Below are 19,226 nucleotides of genomic sequence, written 5' to 3'. Positions count from 1 at the left end.
ATCCACGTTGATAGAGTGGGGTATTTTTAAATAAAAATTTCGTATCTTTATGATATACCAAGGCCGGGTCTCTGTTAAGGAGATTTGGCCTGTTTTGTTAAGGAACAACAAGAGTCAAAAATCTACTGATTTTTATATAGTTATTTGATATTCAATTAATTAATACTTTTTAAAGTTTTTAAAACGCATCAAAATCGCATTGGAATTTGTTAAAAAGTGTTAAAATCGATGGTTTTGAATGAATTTTGAGCCTTTTTTGACCCGTTTTTGAACCTAAATTTGTTAAAATTAAAGGTTTAAAAAGCTTTTGGAAGCCTTACTCGGCAGCATGCCTGAAAAAAGAAAACGAAGAATGCCCATATTTTCGCTGTTCCACAAAAGTTGGATGATTGTTGAGGTTTTGCATGGATTGGTGCTCAACAATCAGCAGGCCATCAGGTGCCAGGATGTTGCGTTCAAAAACAATCTTTGAAATTTCAGGAATCTTGTTGAGGTCGTAAGGAGGGTCGGCAAAAATGAGATCGTATTGCTCGGTTTCCATTTGCAGGTACTTGAAAACATCCTCCTTGTAGGCCTTTATTTGCTCCAGTTTATGCTGACGGGATATATCCTTCAAATAGTTCACACAATGTATGCTGCGATCCACGGAGATAACCTGAGAGGCTCCTCTGGAAGCAAATTCCATGGAGATATTGCCTGTGCCGCTAAATAAGTCAAGCACCCTAATGTCCTCAAATTCAATTTGATTTTGCAGGATATTGAATAAGGCTTCCTTAGCCAGATCAGTAGTAGGGCGTACCGGAAGATTTTTGGGTGGGTTTAGCCTGAGCCCCTTTAAACGGCCTCCGATGATGCGCATAAGGATAAAGCGGCGAGTGACAATATTTGGTGTGCGGGTATTTCGGCGGGAACTTTTACCACTTGTAGCTGATTAAGCTGTACCTGGCCAAAAAAGTCTGCCAGATGGCTGAGGCTCTTATCGCTGGTGTCCATATCGCCATTTATGTAAACATGAACATCGGCAGGTTGTAAACCCAGTTCATTGGCTGTAAGGGCTATAAAGTATGCGAGTTCGTCGTTATTTTGAAAATCAAACCGGTTATAGAAACGCAGCTGACCTCCTTTGAAAGTTACGATCTCGACACCTGATCCGTTTAAATTTAAATATAGGTCATGATCTGCAGGATTATTTTTAGCAATGGCCTTTATCCACCCTTTTGATGAAAATACACTGTTACGCAGACCAAATTCTTCTGCAGCGTTGATAACCGCATTATCAGTTTTATAAACGATGGTGTTGTGAATGTCTAAAGGTTGCGCAGACACTTTTTCGCCAGGTTTTACATCCAGGAAACGGGCAAAATCAGTAATATGATCCTGGCTAAACAGGCTTTGAGGTACAAGTGTGAAACCATTAGCCGGCAAGCCTACAACTACGTGTTTGTACTTGGCTGATAAAAGATCGAGCAATTCCTGCGGATTGCTTAGTTCATCCAGAGGATGCATATCCGCGCAGGCAACCAGTTTATCCTGATCAGTGATCGCGTACGAAAATGTAGCTTTATCAATCTGTATCAATAAATTATAACGTTCGGCCTCATCAAGGCTAAAGTTATCATCATGGTAGTTATAATTGTATTCGCTCATGCCAGTTTAACAAAAGTAATATTTTTTGGCAGATACTGCAGATGCCGCAATCAAAAAAGCATATCTGATTAAAAACCGCCTCCACCCAAAAACAGGGTTAAAAGCACATAAATCAATATTGGCCACAAAACAGATCTGGGGTAATAGTCATCATCTGGAAAATATTTCTTAAAGAAATATCTTGTCAGCACAATTCCTGCTACAATATTGAAAACTAGGGTTAAACAAAATAATTGAAAAAAAGGCATTACTTGGCTAAACGAGGTTAACGGGGTACTGCCTGATACAAACTTTCGCAGAGCTTCCAGGTCGGGTTTAATATTTAACGCCCTCACGATAAACAATAAAAGCAGGTTACTGAACAATAAAAACAAGATAACCTGGCTTATTACCCATTTATAACCCGCTACCCATAAGTTGATGATGAGTAGTATACCTGCATACAAGGGGCTGAATACAGCAAACCAGAATATGGCTCGCCTGGAATATATTTCAACATAGTCTCCTTCGCTTTCTTCTATTTTATCTTCATCAAAATCCATGGTCAAATTTATAAAAATGATGATAACTAATTTACTAATCATCATTTTTGTAAAGTGACTGAATTTGATCATATACGTAAGGCCTTTCCGCATCAGCCCACGGGCCAGCAACTGGAGTTGTTTAACCGCCTGCATGAGTTTTTGTTAAGCGATGACGGGGATGAATGTTTTATACTAAAAGGTTACGCCGGAACGGGCAAAACCACGGTATTGGGCGCATTAGTAAAAGCACTAAGAGCGTATAAATATAAAGCTGTTTTGCTGGCACCTACAGGTCGTGCGGCTAAAGTGATCACTAATTATTCGGGTCGCAAGGCATTCACTATACATAAACGCATCTACCGTAAAAAATCGGCTTTGAATCTGGATGATGGATTTGCCATCGCCGATAACCTGGCCAGTGATACACTGTTTATTGTAGACGAAGCATCAATGATATCTGACGAACCTGGTGGCTTAAACCGGGCATCATTGCTGTTCGACTTATTAAAGTACGTATATAACACTAAAAATTGTAAGCTGGTATTAGTGGGTGATACTGCTCAATTACCTCCTGTAGGCTCTGAAAATAGCCCCGCGCTCGACGAAAGTTTAATGAAAGACAAGTTTGGGCTAACTGTATTTAGCTATGAGCTGACCGATGTGCTTCGGCAGGGAAAAGACTCAGGGATATTGTATAATGCCACCCGTATACGTGATATCATACGGGCAAAAGAAATAAGTACGCCGAAGGTAGTTACTAAAGGATATAAAGATGTATTCAGGATGACCGGTGAGCGACTTTCGGAGGGCTTGGAATATGCTTACCGGAAATATGGTTATGACCGTACGCTCATTATCTGCCGTTCCAATAAAAATGCTAACCTGTACAATGGGCAGATCAGGAACCGCATATTATACCGCGAAGAAGAACTTACCGGCGGCGATCAGATCATGGTGGTAAAAAACAATTACTTCTGGTTGCAGGAACAGGACGAAAGCAGTACCAATTTTATTGCCAATGGCGATATTGCCCGTATCAGAAAGGTACGCCGTATTGAAGATATGTATGGTTTCCGATTTGCCGATGTACAAATTGAGTTTATTGATTATGCCGAAGACCCGGTGCTGGATTGTAAAATTCTACTCGATACGCTATATGCTGATTCACCGGCCTTATCGCAGGCAGATCAGAAACGATTTTACGAGGAAGTAATGAAGGATTATGAGGGTATGGTCAACAAGCGTGCTATGCATAATGAATTGAAACAAAATCCATACTATAATGCCTTGCAAATCAAGTTTGCTTATGCTATTACCTGTCACAAGGCGCAAGGCGGGCAATGGGATGCGGTATTTGTTGATCAGGGTTACGTGACCGACGAAATGATCAATATGGATTTTCTGCGCTGGTTTTATACCGCCGTAACCCGTGCCACCACCGAGCTTTTTCTGGTTAATTTTGATGGCCGGTTTTATGCCGCGCCGGCAGAAGAGTAGGCAAAAGTGGGTTTACATGGGTTTACACTTTTTATGGTTTGCATATTTATATGTATTTGAAAATTAGATAGTTAATTAAATAATTACCATAATTTCATGGTTTTTATGTTAACCCACTTTAAGCAACGAATTACTAATATCTGAATGGTTCCATATTATCGTTATATCGAAAACATTCCTATATTTAAAGCATAATTACTTTTACCACATATCAAATCAGGATTGCCAAAAATCCGGCCTGTTAATCAGGTTATCAAAAGCACTGAACTATTAGTGTCGGTGTTTTGTACGGACTAAATTTTACATCCTTTATTTTTATTACAAGTAATGCAAATTACCAAACTACGGGCAATGGCTATATCCTGCATTTTATTATGCACTAGCTTGCCTGCCAAAGCAAATACTATTATGGATACCTTAACCAATAAACAAAGAGTACTTTCATTTTATAAATTAATTGTTGGTCAACGACGGGCCGATCTGATCCCTGAATTTGTGCGGGAAGACTATAGGCAACACAATCCCACCGTGAAACAGGGTAGGGACGGTATCACCGAAATGATCAATTATCTGAAAGCTTTACCGCCACCGCAGGCAGGTGCGAAATCGCCGATTATCAGGGCTATACAAGAGGGCGACCTCGTAGTGACCCATTTGGATGTCGAGTTTATGGGTAAACGCATGGCCGTTATTGATCTGTTTAAACTAAAAGATGGTATGCTGGCCGAACATTGGGATGGGATACAAGCGCTCCCCGATCAAACCGGCATGGCTATCACCGCTACCAATGGAAGATATAAGATTGATCAAAACGCTTCTGCCACAAAAAGTAAAGCAATTGTTGATCAATTTTATCAGGCTGTAATTCAAAAAGCGTCTGTAACTGATTTGATAAAGCCGGACTATGTAGAGCATGACCTAGCAGTAATTCATAGCGGTAAAGGCCTGGGTGCTTATTTGACCGCCGATAATGATCGCCAAATTAAAATACACCGTATTATTGGCGAGGGGGATTTTGTTGTTGTTCAATCAGAATTTAAAAGAGCTGGAAAAGCGTTTGTGTTTTATGAAATATTCAGGGTTGAGCACAGTAAAATAGCAGAACACTGGAGTGTAGAGCAGGCTATCCCGGATGGGGTGGAGCCAGATGCCATGTTTTGATACATCAATAAATACGTCATGCCGAACTTGTTTCGGTATCCCACAAGTAAAGCATAATCATGCTGATTAACCTGTCCTGAGGGATCCTGAAACAAGTTCAGGATGACAAACAAGTAGAACAGGAGACTTACGAAGTTTCAAAAACTTCGTAAGTCTTACGCTATACAAATCGAGTATGGTAAAAACAAAAGGGGCTCCAAATAGGAGCCTCTTTTAAATATGTTCATGATAATCGTTATACAGAAAAACTTTCACCGCAACCACAAGTACGGCTGGCATTTGGGTTGTTGAAATTAAAACCTTTACCATTCAAACCGTCAGAAAAATCAAGTTCGGTACCGGCAAGGTACAGGAACGATTTCATATCTAACGCAAAGCGAACACCCTTATCTTCAAAAAACTGGTCGCCTTTTTTCTCTTCGTTATCAAAATCAAGATTATAGGATAAACCAGAGCAGCCACCACCCTGAACAGATACACGCAGAAAATAAGAAGCATCAAGCCCCGAATCCTGCATCAGGTGTTCTATTTTGCTTTTTGCTTTATCAGTTACAGTTACCATTTTATTCTTTTTAGTATCAAGTAATTAGTATCATGTATCAAGACAAATGTCCTGTAAATACCTTACCGTTTTTTTATTTCAAGTAGTTAGTTGGTCAATACAAAAAATCGTGATACTTGATACTAACTACTTGATACTTTTTAGTGATGTACTTTTTCGCTTTCAATTGGCGCTAAGCCGTTTTTTACGCGAAAATCATTGATAGCTGCCTTGATAGCATCCTCTGCCAATACTGAGCAGTGGATTTTTACCGGTGGCAATGCCAATTCTTCAACGATATCCATGTTGTCAATTTTCATAGCGTCGTCGATGCTTTTACCTTTTAACCACTCTGTAGCTAAAGATGAAGAAGCGATAGCCGAACCGCATCCGAATGTTTTAAATTTTGCATCGGTGATAACATTGTTATCATCAACCTGTATTTGCAAACGCATTACGTCGCCGCACTCAGGTGCACCTACTAAACCGGTACCAACTTTGTGGCTGCTTTTATCTAAAGTGCCCACATTGCGGGGGTTAGTATAGTGATCGATTACTTTATCTGAATATGCCATTTTCTTTTAATTATTGAATTTTGAGTTAGTGAATTATTGAATAATCTGAACTCGTAATATTTTGTTTTTTAAAGCATCTGCACATTTGAAATTCGCACATCTGCATATTTTATTAATGTTCTGCCCACTCAATAGAGTTAAGGTCGATACCTTCTTTAAACATTTCCCAAAGTGGTGATAATTCGCGCAGGTGGGTAACCGCTTTTTTGGTTACTTCAATAGCGTAATCAACTTCTTCTTCGGTAGTAAACCTGCCTAAACCAAAACGGATAGACGAGTGTGCCAAATCATCTGATAAGCCTAAGCTTTTCAATACATATGATGGCTCTAGTGATGCTGATGTACAAGCCGATCCTGATGATACGGCCAAATCTTTCATCGCCATCATCAAGCCTTCACCTTCTACGTATTTAAAGGAGATGTTAGCTACGTGTGGTAAGCGGTGTTCTACATTACCGTTTACATAACTTTCCTCTAATACGGTTAATTCTTTTTGTAGTTTATCACGTAAAGCTGAAAGGCGTTTTGCTTCGCTTTCCATTTCTAAACCGCAAAGCTCACAGGCTTTACCTAAACCAACAATACCAGGAACGTTTAAAGTACCTGAACGCATACCGCGTTCGTGACCTCCACCGTCCATTTGAGCGGTAACCTTAACACGTGGTCCTTTACGGCGTACGTATAAAGCGCCAACGCCTTTAGGGCCGTATATTTTGTGTGCCGATAAAGCCAGCAGGTCAATGCCATCAGCATTAACGTCAACCGGAATTTTACCAACAGCCTGGGTAGCATCTGTCATGAACAAAGCACCGTGCTTATGGGCAATAGCAGCAATTTCTTTAACCGGTTGAATAACGCCGATCTCGTTATTACCATACATGATCGATACCAGGATGGTTTCTGGTGTCATGTGGTTTTCTAATTCAGCTAAGTCAATCAACCCGTCTTCTTTTACTGGCAGATAAGTAACTTTTCCTCCCAATTTTTCTACGTGTTTGCAGGCATCAAGTACAGCTTTATGTTCTGTAACCGTAGTAATAATGTGGTTACCTTTATCTTTATACATTTCAAACACACCTTTAATAGCAAGGTTATCTGATTCGGTAGCGCCTGATGTAAAAATGATCTCCTTGTCTGATGCGCCAATTAATTTGGCCACCTGCTCACGTGCATAATCAACACCCTCTTCAGCCACCCAGCCAAAGGCATGGTTACGGCTTGCTGCATTACCGAATTTTTCGTTAAAATAAGGTAACATAGCTTCCAGGACGCGGGGATCCATCGGAGTTGTTGCATTATTATCTAAATAAATTGGGATATTCATATCTTAAGTATATTAACAAGAACAAAGATACACAAGATTTTATTTAAATTCATTCAAAACAAGTGGCAAAATATTAATCCTGATCATTAATTTACAATATTTGGACATGAACAAAGTGAGGCATATTCATATTGCAGGGGAATGATATTAAAATAGTGGATAATATATATGAAAAGCTGCCAAAAGAAATGAATTTATATTGTTAAAAGATGGATTAAAGCAGGTGCCGGTAAAAAACTGGTATGCTTTTTTCATTCTGGAGGTAGGGGCGGCGTTAGTAGAATTATGCCTCAAGATAAAATATATAATAAGGCAGACTGAGGTTTTGCGCTCACTAACAGATAGTTCTCTGGCTTTGTAAGTTGATTTTAGTGTTAAATAAAACTTTTAGCTTTTTGACTTTTTAATTTTGAATTTTTAATTATATTTGCGCCTCTTTTAAAAAGTACAGAAGGTATAAGTTTATATATAATGAAAAAAGATCTGCATCCATCAAACTATAGATTAGTTGTATTCAAAGACATGTCAAACGACTATTCTTTCATAACTAAATCTTGCATCGATACCCGTGAATCCGTAAAATGGGAAGACGGAAATGAGTATCCATTAGTGAAATTAGAAATTTCGCATACATCTCACCCTTTCTACACCGGTAAAATGAAACTGGTTGATACTGCAGGACGTATCGATAAATTCCGCTCACGTTACAACAAGAAATAATTACTTGTTGAATTAAATATTTAAAAGTCGCCCGATACATCGGGCGACTTTTTTTATTTTTGCTCCATGTCTATTATCCTTTTTGACGATAACGCACGCCAAACACTACTGCCCCTTACTTACACCCGGCCGGTTGCCGATTTGCGGATAGGTATACTAACCATAGCCGAAAAATGGGCCAGGTATTTAAATACAGATCATTCTTTTTATACTGCTGATTATTTACAGGTCAAGTATCCTGTAAAGATTGGCACGGATAATTTATTTATAAACGGAGCTGTTTGTCCGGACGATAATCTGCTGGAAGCTATTGATAAACTACAAACAGGCCAGGCGCTTAAATACAATGAGCACTTATTGGCTGTAAGGTTAAATCAAACAGATGCGGTTAACTTTAAGCCAGAGACCGAATTTGACAGTATTGTTAATTATCCAAATCTTTTTGTCGCTATTCGTTATCCGGAAGATATTTTCAGGAAGAACGATATAGAATTGCGGAAGGATTTTCGACTGCTTACCAAAGGTCGCACCAGCGCAGCTGTAAGTCCTACAAATGTTATTATAGGCAACGATTTTTTTGCCGAAGAAGGCGCCATTGCCGAATGCTCCACATTTAATACTACTAACGGGCCTATATATTTATCAAACAATACCGAGGTTTGGGAAGGTACCCATATTCGCGGAGCTTTTGCCATTTGCGAACATTCGCAAGTGAAAATGGGTACAAAAATATATGGTGCCACAACCGTAGGGCCATATTCGCGCGTTGGTGGCGAAATAAATAACGCGGTGATATGGGGTTATTCGTCTAAAGGGCATGAGGGATACCTGGGCAACTCTGTACTGGGCGAATGGTGTAATATTGGAGCAGATTCCAATAACTCCAATCTGAAAAACAACTATGCCGAGGTGAAGTTGTGGGATTATAATACCCAGAGTTTCCGTAAAACAGGTCTGCAATTTTGTGGGTTAATCATGGCCGATCATGCCAAATGCGGTATCAACACCATGTTCAACACAGGGAGCGTGGTAGGTGTGGGAGCCAATGTTTTTGACGCAGGCTTCCCGCGTAACTTTGTTCCAGATTTTTCATGGGGTGGTGCAGCAGGTTTTGAAGTTTATGTTCTTAACAAAATGCTCGAAACCGCTCAAAAGGTTTTTGAACGCCGCGAACACCGCCAGTTTAATCAAATGGAAAAAGACCTGCTAACGCGAATATTTGAATTAACCGAAGAATACAGGAGGTTTTAATTTTTGGTTGATTGGGTTTGTTAAGTTAATTAAGTGCATGGTTAAAGAAACTATATAACAATCAATCCCAATAAACTCAGTCAACCAATCAACCAATCAACATAATCAAACTTAATCAACTAAAAGATCACACTAAAAAACACCATCATGAGAAAAAAAATTGTTGCCGGTAACTGGAAAATGAATCTTGATTATAACGAGGGTTTGGGCGTATTTTCCGAGATCATCAATATGGTAAAAGATGAAGTAACCGGTACACAGGAAGCGGTTATCTGTAGTCCTTTTATACATCTGCACAGCCTGGTACAATTGGCAAAAGGGTATAATAAAGTTTCGTTAGGAGCCCAGAATGCGCATCAGGCAGAATCCGGCGCCTATACCGGTGAAATATCTGCCAAAATGATCAAATCAATAGGGGCTGCTTATGTGATCCTGGGTCACTCAGAACGCCGTCAGTATTTTGGTGAAACCAACGAATTATTAGCTAAAAAAACAGATACTGTATTAGCAAATGATCTTCGCCCGATATTCTGTATTGGCGAAACTTTGCAGGAGCGTGAAGCAAATCAACATTTTGATGTGATCAAAAGCCAGTTAGTTGAAGGTGTATTTCACCTGGATGCGGCTCACTTTTCAAAACTGGTTATAGCTTATGAACCGGTTTGGGCTATTGGTACAGGGGTAACTGCTTCATCAGAGCAAGCGCAGGAAATTCACGCGTTTATCCGTAAAGAAATTGCTGCTAAATACAACCAAGAAGTAGCCGATAATACCACCATTTTGTACGGCGGTAGCTGTAATCCAAAAAATGCGCCTGAATTATTTGCTCAACCAGATATTGATGGTGGTTTGATAGGTGGCGCTTCGCTGAAATCGCGCGATTTTGTAGATATTGTAAAAGTATTCAATTAATTAGATATGAGATGTGAGATATGAGTATTGAGATAACAATGCACATATCAAACAGAAACAGATTTGTGATGTTAGATAAAAATAATCTCAAATCTCATATCTCCATACTCATATCTAAATGAGGAAGCTGTTAAAAGTTATTCTACCTGTTTTAATTGATTTTGGCATCTATTGGGCCGTGATTGAGTATAATATGCCCACTCATCCCATGAAACTGATTGAGATTGGAGACGGTAATTTATACAGTTTAATGGCTTACTTTCATCTTTTTTGGCCTTTGTTGCTTACGGTTGGTATTTTAACCCAATACTTAATCGTAGTGCCGTTATGGGATAACTATGCAGTAAAAAGCTTTAAGGCGCGTTTAATTATTGGAATTTGCATCGCCGTAGTTTGCATTGCTTTTGCAGGTTTCATCAGTTATATCATCTGGGATCAAACCGAAGGAGATGCGCCTTTTTATAGCTTTTGGTGGTATATGTCAGAAATTCAGCTTTTTTATTGGGTTTTTACCTTTGTCATTTTGTTTTTGATTGACAGGCGTAAGTTTACTAAGCCATCGGCACCCACAGAGGTTGAAGCTGCGGCATAAGCCAGTTGCTATAATGATATTATCAACTATTAATAATGAACTATTACGAATTACTTTTTACCACCATCACTACCGAAGATTATCAGCAGGATTTATTGATTAACGCCTTAGGAGAGATTGGCTTTGATACATTTGAAGAGCTGGAATTTGGTTTCAAGGCATATATCCCTACTGATGATTTTGATGAGCAGCAGCTAAAGGAACATCTGTTGCCCTACCGGGATATGTTTACTTTTAGCTATGAAATAGCCCTTATCCCGCAAAAGAACTGGAACGAGGTATGGGAAAGTAATTTTGAGCCCATAGAAATAGGGGATAAGATATATGTGCGGGCTACTTTTCACCCGGCCAGGCCTGCGTTTCCTTACGAAATTGTGATTGACCCGAAGATGGCTTTTGGTACAGGGCATCATCAAACCACTTCTATGATGCTGGAGTTGATATTGGAGAATGATTTTGCCGGTAAAAAAGTATTGGATATGGGTTGTGGCACAGGCATACTGGCTATTATGGCTGCCAAACTAAATGCCGCCGAAATTACAGCTATTGATTATGATCCGGTGTGTTATGATAGCACGATTGAAAACTCAGCACTCAACCATATAACAAATATCACTCCGCTGTGTGGCTCAAAAGAAGTAATCCCTGAAGAACAATACGATATTATCCTGGCCAATATAAACCGCAATATCCTGTTGGATCAAATGGAGCGTTATACCCAGGTACTAAAAGCTGGGGGCGAGATCTATTTCAGCGGTTTTTATGAATCTCCCGACTTGGAAATTATTACTGATGAAGCCAGGAAATATGGCTTAAAATATATTACCCATAAAAAAACGAACGATTGGGTAGCGGCTAAATTTGTAAAGTAGATATTTAAAATGCCGCTGTTATTTGTATCATAACCACTAACAGCGGCATTTTCTTTATTAATACCCTAAAGTAAACCGGCGTTTTATAAACTGGTTGTTTTCCAGTTCGTCGATAACAGCTACTGCCAGGTCCTCAATAAGAATATTGTTTTCGCCTTTTTCATTAAATACCGGCTGATCGGTACCTAAACGGAATTTTCTTTTAGGCTCGCCATGCGCATCCGGGTGCATGTTGATAGCCGGACTTAAAAATGTCCAATCCAGATTTTCTTCTTTACGCAGGATATTCAAATAATCACGGGCAGCAGAGGCGCCTGGTTTGTACGCAGCAGGAAAGTTCGGAGAGTCGACCAGTTGAAGTCCAGGAGCAATTTCCAGGCTTCCGGCCCCGCCAATTACCAATAAACGTTTAACACCAGATTGCTTTACCGCTTGCTGGATAGCTTCGGAACCTGCAATAAAATCATCGTAAATATTTGGGTTTGCCCATCCTGAATTGTAAGCGCTTACTACGGCGTCATGACCTTTAAGTGCTTCGGTTAAACTGTCTATATTGAATATATCAACTGCTTTTAATGTTAGTTTATCATTGTTTATATCCAATTTCTGCGGATCGCGGGCAATGGCAGTTACTTCATAGCCGCGTAACAACGCTTCGTTTAAAATGGTTTGGCCTACATTGCCTGTGGCGCCTATCAGTGCTAATTTCATAATGGATTTGTTTTTATATGTAATTAAATTTGTTACAGTTTTGTTTAAAAAAAATTATTTAAATTTTTGACTAAAGTCAGCCAATGTGATTTTTGTTAATTTACTAATGATAGCTGTATCTACTTCGGCAGCTAAATCATCCAGATGTTGATTGATTTGCCGTCCAATAGGACAGGCAGGATTAGGGAGATTTTTAGCCTGGCCCAGTGCCGGGTGACTTTTTACAGCTTTATATACATCGGCTAAGGCAATGTTGTCCGGCGCTTTCCCCAGGCTATAGCCACCTGTTTTTCCTTCTTTACTATTAATCAATCCATAATTGCGCAGGTTACGTATTTCCTTACGTACCAATGCCGGATTTATGTTGATGCTGCCCGCAATATATTCAGACGATAAGAGTTCACCATTAGCCTGGTCAAGTAGGGTAAGAATGTGAATTGCTATCTGAAATTGTCCGTTCATCTGTAATTAAAAAAGTTACAGTACAAAAGTAGAATTTATATTTTATAAGCTCTGAAATTTTCATTATATTAACATTAAATTACGTTTTAATGATAATCAATAACTTAATTAGTAATTAATGTGCTGATTTAATGATTGTTAAGAATACACTTTTGTAAAGAGAGATTCCCTTAAACGAAGATTGTTTAAAAAAGTTTCACTTTTAAATAAAAAAAAATGCAAATTAGTTGATAATTAGCGTAATAATAAATACTATTGCAAAGTAATTAACTTTCGCGAAACCTAACTATTACTATTATTAAACTCACATGAAAACACTTGGGAAAAAAATCAGACTGTTACGTCATCAAAAAGGGTGGAGCCAGGAAGATGTTGCCAAACGATTGGATATCTCTATTCCAGCCTTTTCAAAGATTGAAACTGGAATAACTGACATCAATTTATCGAGGCTTGAACAGATTGCAACTTTGTTCGAAATGTCTGTAGTTCAGCTTCTTACATTTAATGACGCCGAGCAGGATCAGAAATTTGTTAATGAACTTGAAACCGTTAACAAACGGTTGATGGATCGCGAAACAGAAGTTATTGATCTGCAAAAGAAGGTAATAGAGCTATTTGAAGAGCTAAGGCACTCAAAAGCTACTGCATAATCTAAAGCCCGGTGTAATGCCGGGCTTAGTTAAAAAATATAACGCATTGTTAAATGCTTTTTGCCAAATGTAGCTCCAACTGCACTGTGTATGGCAATCATTTTCTCATTAAAATCGCCAACCCACGATAGTTCCAGCTCGTCATATTGCTTTAAAGGTAAAACGTATTCTTTTAATTTAATAAATATGGCCGACTCCAAACCATGCTTCTGGAATTTCTGTTTGGTTCCCATCACAATAGCCCGCATGCGGGATACACCTTTCCAGCGGTAGTATAAAAACTTAAGCTTACCTATCAAATTTAACTTTCCGTTAAGTGGTTTAAGCATTTGATTGGCGTCAGGTAAAATAATAATAAATGAGGCCGGTTCATCGTCGATATAGGCAAACCATATCAATTTTTCGTCCATCAGTGGTTTCATTTTTTCAAAGCTTTCGGCTATGGTAGCATGCGTTATGGGGACAAAATTCTCAAAATCGCGCCAGGCATCATTGTATATCTCTATAAAATCAGCAGCAAATTTTTCCATTTCTTTTACTCTGAAGTGTCTGAAGCTGTATCCTGGTTTCTGGATCACCCAGTTGGCAATTTTAGTAAACCGCTCTGAAAATGGCTTGTGCACATCCAGGTGATTGGTAATCTGTTCATAGAGTGTTTTAAAACCATATGATTCAAAAAAAACTCTGTAATAAAGCGGGTTATAATTCATCCCATATGAAGGATGTGTAAAGCCCTCCACCAGTAAGCCCCAGAAGTTATCATTTTCACCAAAATTGATAGGGCCATCCATGGCTTGCATACCGTTATCCTGTAACCATTTTTTAGCAGTATCGAAAAGTAAAAAAGCAGCATCCTGATTGTCAATGCATTCAAAAAAACCCATGCCGCCGGTTGGCTGTTCATAATGATAGGCTTTTTTGTTATTAATGAACGCTGCCACACGACCAATTAACTGATTATTATCATCAGTCAATATCCAGCGTGTGCATTTTCCGTCCTGATGAAAGTTGTTTTTTGTCGGATCAAATACAGCTTCTACATCATTATCAAGCGGACAAACCCAGGTTTTATCATCTTTATAGATGATACGGGCTACGTTTAAAAATGCTTTTTGGGAGGTTTTGTCTTTTACTTCTGTAATAGTCATAGGATGTTGCTGGAGGGCAAATATAAAAAAAGCATTCAGGGCATGCCACTGAACGCTTTTATAACTAAGTATGTATCTTAATAATTAAAAATCGTCGTCGTCGTCATCGTCAAATGATTCGTAACCTCCTCGGCCCAAATCATCATCTAATGGCTGATCATAGTCATCCTCATCTTCGTCAATCTCTTTTTTCTTTTTCGGAGTAAGCGATTGATCATCATCGTCATCATTTTCGTCTTCTGAGTTGTCGATCTTTTTAGTGCTCGGTTTTTTTGGCGTTCCCATTGTAACGGATTTTTTTAGTAAAACTTTATCAATATAATTTAAATCGGCCTTAGGTTGTTTTCTTACTTCTGGCGGCTAATTCAGTAGTAAAAATAATTAAAATCATTTTTATTAAAAATATCTTTTAAAATTATTCTGTTTGTTCGCCTATGGTTGCGGTATTAGTCGTAAAATCCTTAATTTGAGGTAATTCATCTATGCTATTTATACCAAAATAGTCCATAAACATGCTGCTGGTACCATATAGAATGGGTTTTCCAACGCCTTCTGACTTCCCAATTATGGCAATCAATTCTTTTTCCAGTAATTTTTGTATCGAATAATCGCAGTTCACACCGCGTATCTGCTCCACATCGGTTTTGGTTACCGGCTGCTTGTAAGCAATAATGGCCAGGGTTTCCAAAGCGGCCTGACTTAACCGCTTTTTGGAACGTTGTAACTGTAACAGATTAATAACCGGATGATACTGCTTTTTAGTCAAAAACTGATATCCATTGTTTATTTTGACCAGCTCAATTGCCAAACTATCATCACTATACTTGTTTTTGATAGCGGTTAAACTTTCATTTACTTCATCAGCAGTAAAATCGCGTTCAAAGGCAGCCTGGAGGCAATACATGATCTCCTCCATACGAATACCTTGTTCCGACGCGAAAATTAATGCCTCTATTTGATGCTCCATGTTTGTGAGTGGTGAGCGGTGAATAGTAAGTGGTGAATGGTTAGGTAACTTCCTGTTTTCCACTCATCACTCCCTATTCACCACTCACTTTAATAGTTAATAACCTGTTCTTCAATTTCGGCGGGGATATCGCGCCAATCGTATTTTTGTGTACGCAATTGTGGCTCAAATCCAGCTTCTTTGATAGAATCCTGGATGCCTTTAGCAGTAAACCTGTGTGGTGCACCTGCGGCCGATACCACATTTTCTTCGATCATGATAGATCCAAAATCATTGGCCCCTGCATGTAAGCATATCTGGGCCACCTGTTTACCCACGGTAAGCCATGAAGCCTGTATGTTTTTGATATTGGGCAGCATGATGCGGCTTAGCGCTATCATGCGGATATATTCATCGCCGGTTACGTTGTTGGTGATGCCACGAACTTTACGCAATAGGGTACCATCATCCTGGAAAGGCCAGGGGATAAAGGCCACAAAGCCATGAGCGCCTTCGGGTTTTTCGGACTGTACCTCGCGGATCCAAACCAGGTGCTCAAAGCGCTCTTCTATGGTTTCAATATGTCCAAACATCATGGTGGCTGATGTAGGCAGGTTCAATTGGTGAGCGGCACGCATCACATCCAGCCACTCCTTACCACCGCATTTGCCCTTGGATATCAGACGGCGTACGCGGTCATTCAGGATCTCTGCACCGGCGCCTGGCAATGAATCAAGACCAGCTTCCTGCATAGCTCTCAGCACATCTATATGAGCCATACCTTCCAGCTTAGCAACGTGTGCTATCTCTGGTGGACCTAATGAATGTAGTTTTAGCTTGGGGTACAGCTGTTTCAATTCCCTGAACAGATCGGTATAAAACTGTAGACCCAGATCGGGATGATGGCCGCCCTGTAATAGTAACTGGTCTCCTCCATAGCGAAAAGTTTCTTCGATCTTCTTTTTATAGGTCTCAATATCAGTAATGTAGCTATCCTCATGACCGGGCCTGCGGAAAAAGTTGCAGAACTTGCAATTGGCTATACAAACATTGGTAGTATTCACATTACGGTCTATCTGCCAGGTAACCTTGCCATGCGGAACCTGCTTTTTACGCAGTTCATTGGCGGTATACATCAAATCGGCAGTAGAGGCATTATTATATAGGTAAACCCCTTCGTCCTGGGTTAAAAAATCAAACCGCAAAGCGCGTTGCAACAGATCGGCTGTGTTCATTTAACAAAGATAAAACTTTAGATGATGAATAGTTTCATGCGACCGGTAAGATTGACAAATTAATGAGGTTGTGGTTTTTGAAGCTTATTTTTGGGATCCCAGGCTTCTTAAAAATATTTCCTCCTGAGAAACCTTTTTAAACCCCCGATTTTAACATTTTTCGACTCAAAAATGGCGTAAAAACTGCTCGAAATTCATTCAAAATCATCTATTTTAACACTTTTTAACAAATTTTAACATGGTTTTAGCGTGTTTTTGAAATTTTAAAAAGTGCTAACTTTTTGATTATTAAATAGCCAGATATCAAACGGCCGGTTTTTGTTGGCTTATTTTTCTTAACTAAACAGCCCGGTTCTCGTTGATTGGAGAACCGGGCTGTTGTTTTATACAATATACAAAAAATTTATCAGATAACTATCATAAGACCTTAGCTTATGTAAGAAGCTACTGGCAGGGTGCTTGCAGTAGCGAGGGGCTGATTATGATTTAAGGACTTTAATTTAAGAATTTTGATAACTCATTTATATATACTTCACGTACTTTAGTGTTTGGTTGTGATAAAGCCGTGAATAATGAAAGAGCTTATAAATTGTTTATCAAAATACGGTATACTTAGTCAGCAGCATATGGAATTGATAATCAGCAAGGCTAAATTATTAAGCCTAAAAAAGGGCGATTGTTTTTTAGAAGTTGGTAGGATTGCTAAACAGCTTGGGTTTGTAATGGAAGGAGTTTTAAGGGTTTGTTGGTATAACGACAATGGCGAGGATATTACAAGAGCATTTATTCCGGAGCATCATTTCGCACTAAACGTTTCAAGTTTTAATAACGAAACACCATCTGAAGTTTGTTTTGAGGCTACTTCTAATTGCAAATTGCTGGTTTTTTCCCAAAAAGACCTGGTTGAGCTGGCGAATGCAATTCCTGGCTGGAATGAGATTCTTTTAAAAATTACCGCTACGGCATTAACCAATAAATCAAAAGTAAGCCAAAATATGCTTACACAGGATGCGACAACGCGATACCTGGAATTTCTGAAAATTTATCCGGGCCTGGCAAACCGGATACCGTTATCGGCTCTTGCTTCTTACCTGGGGATTAAGCAATCTTCTTTAAGTCGTATTAGAAGAAAGATCACTTAATTTTTGCCATATGGCAAAAAAAATGCGCTAAGGCAGTCGCAATTTTGGTGTTTCTAATACTAATGAAATGCTAACTAACTCCACAACGGCTACACAAGAAAATCAGGCCAATATCAATAACTGGAAAACCAGGCCATTTAACCGCTGGTCTTTTCATCACGTTAAAAAGCTTATTCCATCAATAACCATCGCGAATGATGTTCACCATCAAAATTTGCTGGAAAATGCTCCCGTATCCATAAAGGGAGTTATACTTAAACAACTGCTAAAGGCTACGGCAACTGACGCCATAGTTATTCTTCATAAAGGTAAAATTGTTTATGAGGCATACGCTAACGGGAATGATGAACATACCCCGCATATCCTGATGTCTGCAACTAAAGCGGTGGTTGGGCTTGTTGCAGGTATCCTGGAACTTCAAGGAGCAATCGATCTGAGTGCCCCCGTCTCCGCCTATATTCCGCAAACTATGGGAACAATTTATCAGCAGGTAACCCTGCGCCAGCTATTGGATATGCGTGCCGGAATAATATTGGATGAAGATCAGCAAAAGCAATATGATGCCGCGACAAATTGGGAGCCAGTACCTGAGGGAAATGAACCTATGGGGTTACACGGGTTTTTTACCCGACTAAAGCAATCCGAAAAATTAACAGATCACAATTTTAGTTATGTATCTGCCAATACCGACCTGTTAGGCTGGGCTATTGAATGTGCTACAGGACGCTCATTTAATACACTGTTGAGCGATCTGATTTGGAAGCCAATGGGGGCCGAAAATGAGGCTTATATAACAGTTGATAAGGATGGGGCACCAAGATGTACAGGAGGGCTTTGCGCAACCGCCCGGGATTTTGCCCGTATCGGTCAGCTTATTATAAACGGGGGGATGCATAATTCGACGGAAATTATACCCCCATCATTAATAAATGATATCACAAGCAATGGTGACGGTGATGCCTGGGCCAATGGCCAATGGGGTAAAGCTTTTGCACCTATCAGCAAAAATATGAACTATCGTAATGGTTGGTATATGATTAATGATGAGCCCCAAATGATGTTTGCTATGGGTATTTATGGTCAGAACCTTTTTATTGACCGGGCTAACAATATGGTTATTGCTAAGTTCTCGTCATGGAAAGAACCAATAGATTATATAGCATTGCCCTTAACGCATCAACTGGTTAAAACCGTCAGAAGCTCTTTAATGGTTTAGCTTTCGGGTTATTACTAACCTTTGGCTCATTTACAGCCGAAGGTGTGTGGAAGATTGCTATTGAGGCTAAAGCCAGAAGGTACTGCAATTGTCCGCCCCA

The 19,226-nt window shown here is 39.4% G+C and carries 22 protein-coding genes; 10 read left to right on the top strand and 12 right to left on the bottom strand.

Features of this window, described 5'->3' with window-relative positions:
* Window positions 1-316: 316 nt before the first annotated feature.
* The 3 genes from rsmD to G7092_RS07680 form a co-directional block, all read right to left on the bottom strand.
* Window positions 317-859 carry a 16S rRNA (guanine(966)-N(2))-methyltransferase RsmD gene (rsmD, locus tag G7092_RS07690; RefSeq protein ID WP_166087828.1) on the bottom strand — a complete coding sequence of 181 codons (543 nt, stop codon included), beginning with the start codon at window positions 857-859 and terminating at the stop codon, window positions 317-319.
* The gene (locus G7092_RS07685) at window positions 835-1,647 is read right to left on the bottom strand and encodes a DUF3822 family protein (RefSeq protein WP_166087826.1); all 813 of its coding nucleotides are present in this window, start codon (window positions 1,645-1,647) and stop codon (window positions 835-837) included. The genes rsmD and G7092_RS07685 overlap by 25 nt, the downstream gene beginning before the upstream one ends.
* 68 nt (window positions 1,648-1,715) lie before the next feature.
* Window positions 1,716-2,189, bottom strand: a complete 474-nt coding sequence (locus tag G7092_RS07680) for a hypothetical protein (RefSeq protein WP_166087823.1) — start codon at window positions 2,187-2,189, stop codon at window positions 1,716-1,718.
* 54 nt (window positions 2,190-2,243) lie between these two features.
* Here G7092_RS07680 and G7092_RS07675 point away from each other — a divergent pair, with 54 nt between their 5' ends.
* Window positions 2,244-3,668: an ATP-dependent DNA helicase gene (locus G7092_RS07675; RefSeq protein ID WP_166087821.1), complete on the top strand. Its 1,425-nt coding sequence runs from the start codon at window positions 2,244-2,246 to the stop codon at window positions 3,666-3,668.
* Between the two features lie 327 nt (window positions 3,669-3,995).
* Entirely contained in the window at window positions 3,996-4,829 is an 834-nt protein-coding gene (locus G7092_RS07670; protein ID WP_166087819.1) for a nuclear transport factor 2 family protein, read from the top strand.
* Window positions 4,830-5,064: 235 nt separating this feature from the next.
* Here the strand turns inward: G7092_RS07670 and G7092_RS07665 are convergent, their stop codons facing one another.
* From G7092_RS07665 to G7092_RS07655, 3 genes are all read right to left on the bottom strand, one after another.
* Window positions 5,065-5,391 carry a HesB/IscA family protein gene (locus G7092_RS07665; protein ID WP_166087817.1) on the bottom strand — a complete coding sequence of 109 codons (327 nt, stop codon included), beginning with the start codon at window positions 5,389-5,391 and terminating at the stop codon, window positions 5,065-5,067.
* A 140-nt stretch (window positions 5,392-5,531) separates the two neighbouring features.
* Window positions 5,532-5,945 (bottom strand): Fe-S cluster assembly scaffold IscU, encoded by a 414-nt coding sequence (gene iscU, locus G7092_RS07660; RefSeq protein ID WP_076378185.1) that lies wholly within the window; start codon window positions 5,943-5,945, stop codon window positions 5,532-5,534.
* Window positions 5,946-6,057: 112 nt separating this feature from the next.
* Window positions 6,058-7,269, bottom strand: a complete 1,212-nt coding sequence (locus G7092_RS07655) for an IscS subfamily cysteine desulfurase (RefSeq protein WP_166087815.1) — start codon at window positions 7,267-7,269, stop codon at window positions 6,058-6,060.
* Window positions 7,270-7,740: 471 nt separating this feature from the next.
* On the opposite strand from G7092_RS07655, the gene G7092_RS07650 reads away from it, so the two are divergent.
* The 5 genes from G7092_RS07650 to prmA all read left to right on the top strand — a co-directional run bounded on the left by G7092_RS07650 (window position 7,741) and on the right by prmA (window position 11,616).
* The gene (locus tag G7092_RS07650) at window positions 7,741-7,989 is read left to right on the top strand and encodes a type B 50S ribosomal protein L31 (RefSeq protein ID WP_166087813.1); all 249 of its coding nucleotides are present in this window, start codon (window positions 7,741-7,743) and stop codon (window positions 7,987-7,989) included.
* 66 nt (window positions 7,990-8,055) lie between these two features.
* Entirely contained in the window at window positions 8,056-9,240 is a 1,185-nt protein-coding gene (locus G7092_RS07645; protein WP_166087811.1) for a GlmU family protein, read from the top strand.
* Window positions 9,241-9,387: 147 nt separating this feature from the next.
* Window positions 9,388-10,152, top strand: a complete 765-nt coding sequence (gene tpiA / locus G7092_RS07640) for a triose-phosphate isomerase (RefSeq protein WP_166087809.1) — start codon at window positions 9,388-9,390, stop codon at window positions 10,150-10,152.
* A gap of 118 nt (window positions 10,153-10,270) precedes the next feature.
* Window positions 10,271-10,744, top strand: coding sequence for a hypothetical protein (locus G7092_RS07635; protein ID WP_166087807.1), 474 nt, complete (start codon window positions 10,271-10,273; stop codon window positions 10,742-10,744).
* Window positions 10,745-10,779: 35 nt separating this feature from the next.
* Complete coding sequence (gene prmA, locus G7092_RS07630) at window positions 10,780-11,616, top strand: 50S ribosomal protein L11 methyltransferase (protein WP_166087804.1); 837 nt, start codon at window positions 10,780-10,782, stop codon at window positions 11,614-11,616.
* 57 nt (window positions 11,617-11,673) lie between these two features.
* Here the strand turns inward: prmA and G7092_RS07625 are convergent, their stop codons facing one another.
* Both G7092_RS07625 and G7092_RS07620 read right to left on the bottom strand, forming a co-directional pair.
* The gene (locus G7092_RS07625) at window positions 11,674-12,327 is read right to left on the bottom strand and encodes an NAD(P)-dependent oxidoreductase (protein WP_202985236.1); all 654 of its coding nucleotides are present in this window, start codon (window positions 12,325-12,327) and stop codon (window positions 11,674-11,676) included.
* 54 nt (window positions 12,328-12,381) lie between these two features.
* Window positions 12,382-12,789, bottom strand: a complete 408-nt coding sequence (locus tag G7092_RS07620; RefSeq protein ID WP_166087802.1) for an Rrf2 family transcriptional regulator — start codon at window positions 12,787-12,789, stop codon at window positions 12,382-12,384.
* A gap of 308 nt (window positions 12,790-13,097) precedes the next feature.
* On the opposite strand from G7092_RS07620, the gene G7092_RS07615 reads away from it, so the two are divergent.
* Entirely contained in the window at window positions 13,098-13,439 is a 342-nt protein-coding gene (locus tag G7092_RS07615; RefSeq protein WP_076378169.1) for a helix-turn-helix domain-containing protein, read from the top strand.
* A 29-nt stretch (window positions 13,440-13,468) separates the two neighbouring features.
* On the opposite strand, the gene G7092_RS07610 is transcribed toward G7092_RS07615, so the two are convergent.
* The 4 genes from G7092_RS07610 to mqnC all read right to left on the bottom strand — a co-directional run bounded on the left by G7092_RS07610 (window position 13,469) and on the right by mqnC (window position 16,768).
* The gene (locus G7092_RS07610; protein ID WP_166087800.1) at window positions 13,469-14,587 is read right to left on the bottom strand and encodes a GNAT family N-acetyltransferase; all 1,119 of its coding nucleotides are present in this window, start codon (window positions 14,585-14,587) and stop codon (window positions 13,469-13,471) included.
* A gap of 84 nt (window positions 14,588-14,671) precedes the next feature.
* On the bottom strand, window positions 14,672-14,872 hold the full coding sequence (locus G7092_RS07605) for a hypothetical protein (protein ID WP_076378165.1): 201 nt from the start codon (window positions 14,870-14,872) through the stop codon (window positions 14,672-14,674).
* A gap of 130 nt (window positions 14,873-15,002) precedes the next feature.
* Entirely contained in the window at window positions 15,003-15,554 is a 552-nt protein-coding gene (gene scpB / locus G7092_RS07600; protein ID WP_166087798.1) for an SMC-Scp complex subunit ScpB, read from the bottom strand.
* 89 nt (window positions 15,555-15,643) lie between these two features.
* Window positions 15,644-16,768, bottom strand: a complete 1,125-nt coding sequence (gene mqnC / locus G7092_RS07595) for a cyclic dehypoxanthinyl futalosine synthase (RefSeq protein WP_166087796.1) — start codon at window positions 16,766-16,768, stop codon at window positions 15,644-15,646.
* A gap of 626 nt (window positions 16,769-17,394) precedes the next feature.
* Here mqnC and G7092_RS07590 point away from each other — a divergent pair.
* Together G7092_RS07590 and G7092_RS07585 are read left to right on the top strand one after the other, a co-directional pair.
* Window positions 17,395-17,910, top strand: a complete 516-nt coding sequence (locus tag G7092_RS07590) for a Crp/Fnr family transcriptional regulator (RefSeq protein ID WP_235953799.1) — start codon at window positions 17,395-17,397, stop codon at window positions 17,908-17,910.
* 67 nt (window positions 17,911-17,977) lie between these two features.
* Window positions 17,978-19,126 carry a serine hydrolase domain-containing protein gene (locus tag G7092_RS07585; protein WP_166087792.1) on the top strand — a complete coding sequence of 383 codons (1,149 nt, stop codon included), beginning with the start codon at window positions 17,978-17,980 and terminating at the stop codon, window positions 19,124-19,126.
* Window positions 19,127-19,226: the final 100 nt, after the last annotated feature.

It is taken from the genome of Mucilaginibacter inviolabilis (assembly GCF_011089895.1).
GTDB lineage: Bacteria > Bacteroidota > Bacteroidia > Sphingobacteriales > Sphingobacteriaceae > Mucilaginibacter > Mucilaginibacter inviolabilis.
The sequence above is the reverse complement of the archived record's forward strand: the minus strand, read 5'-3'. Positions and strand labels throughout refer to the sequence as shown.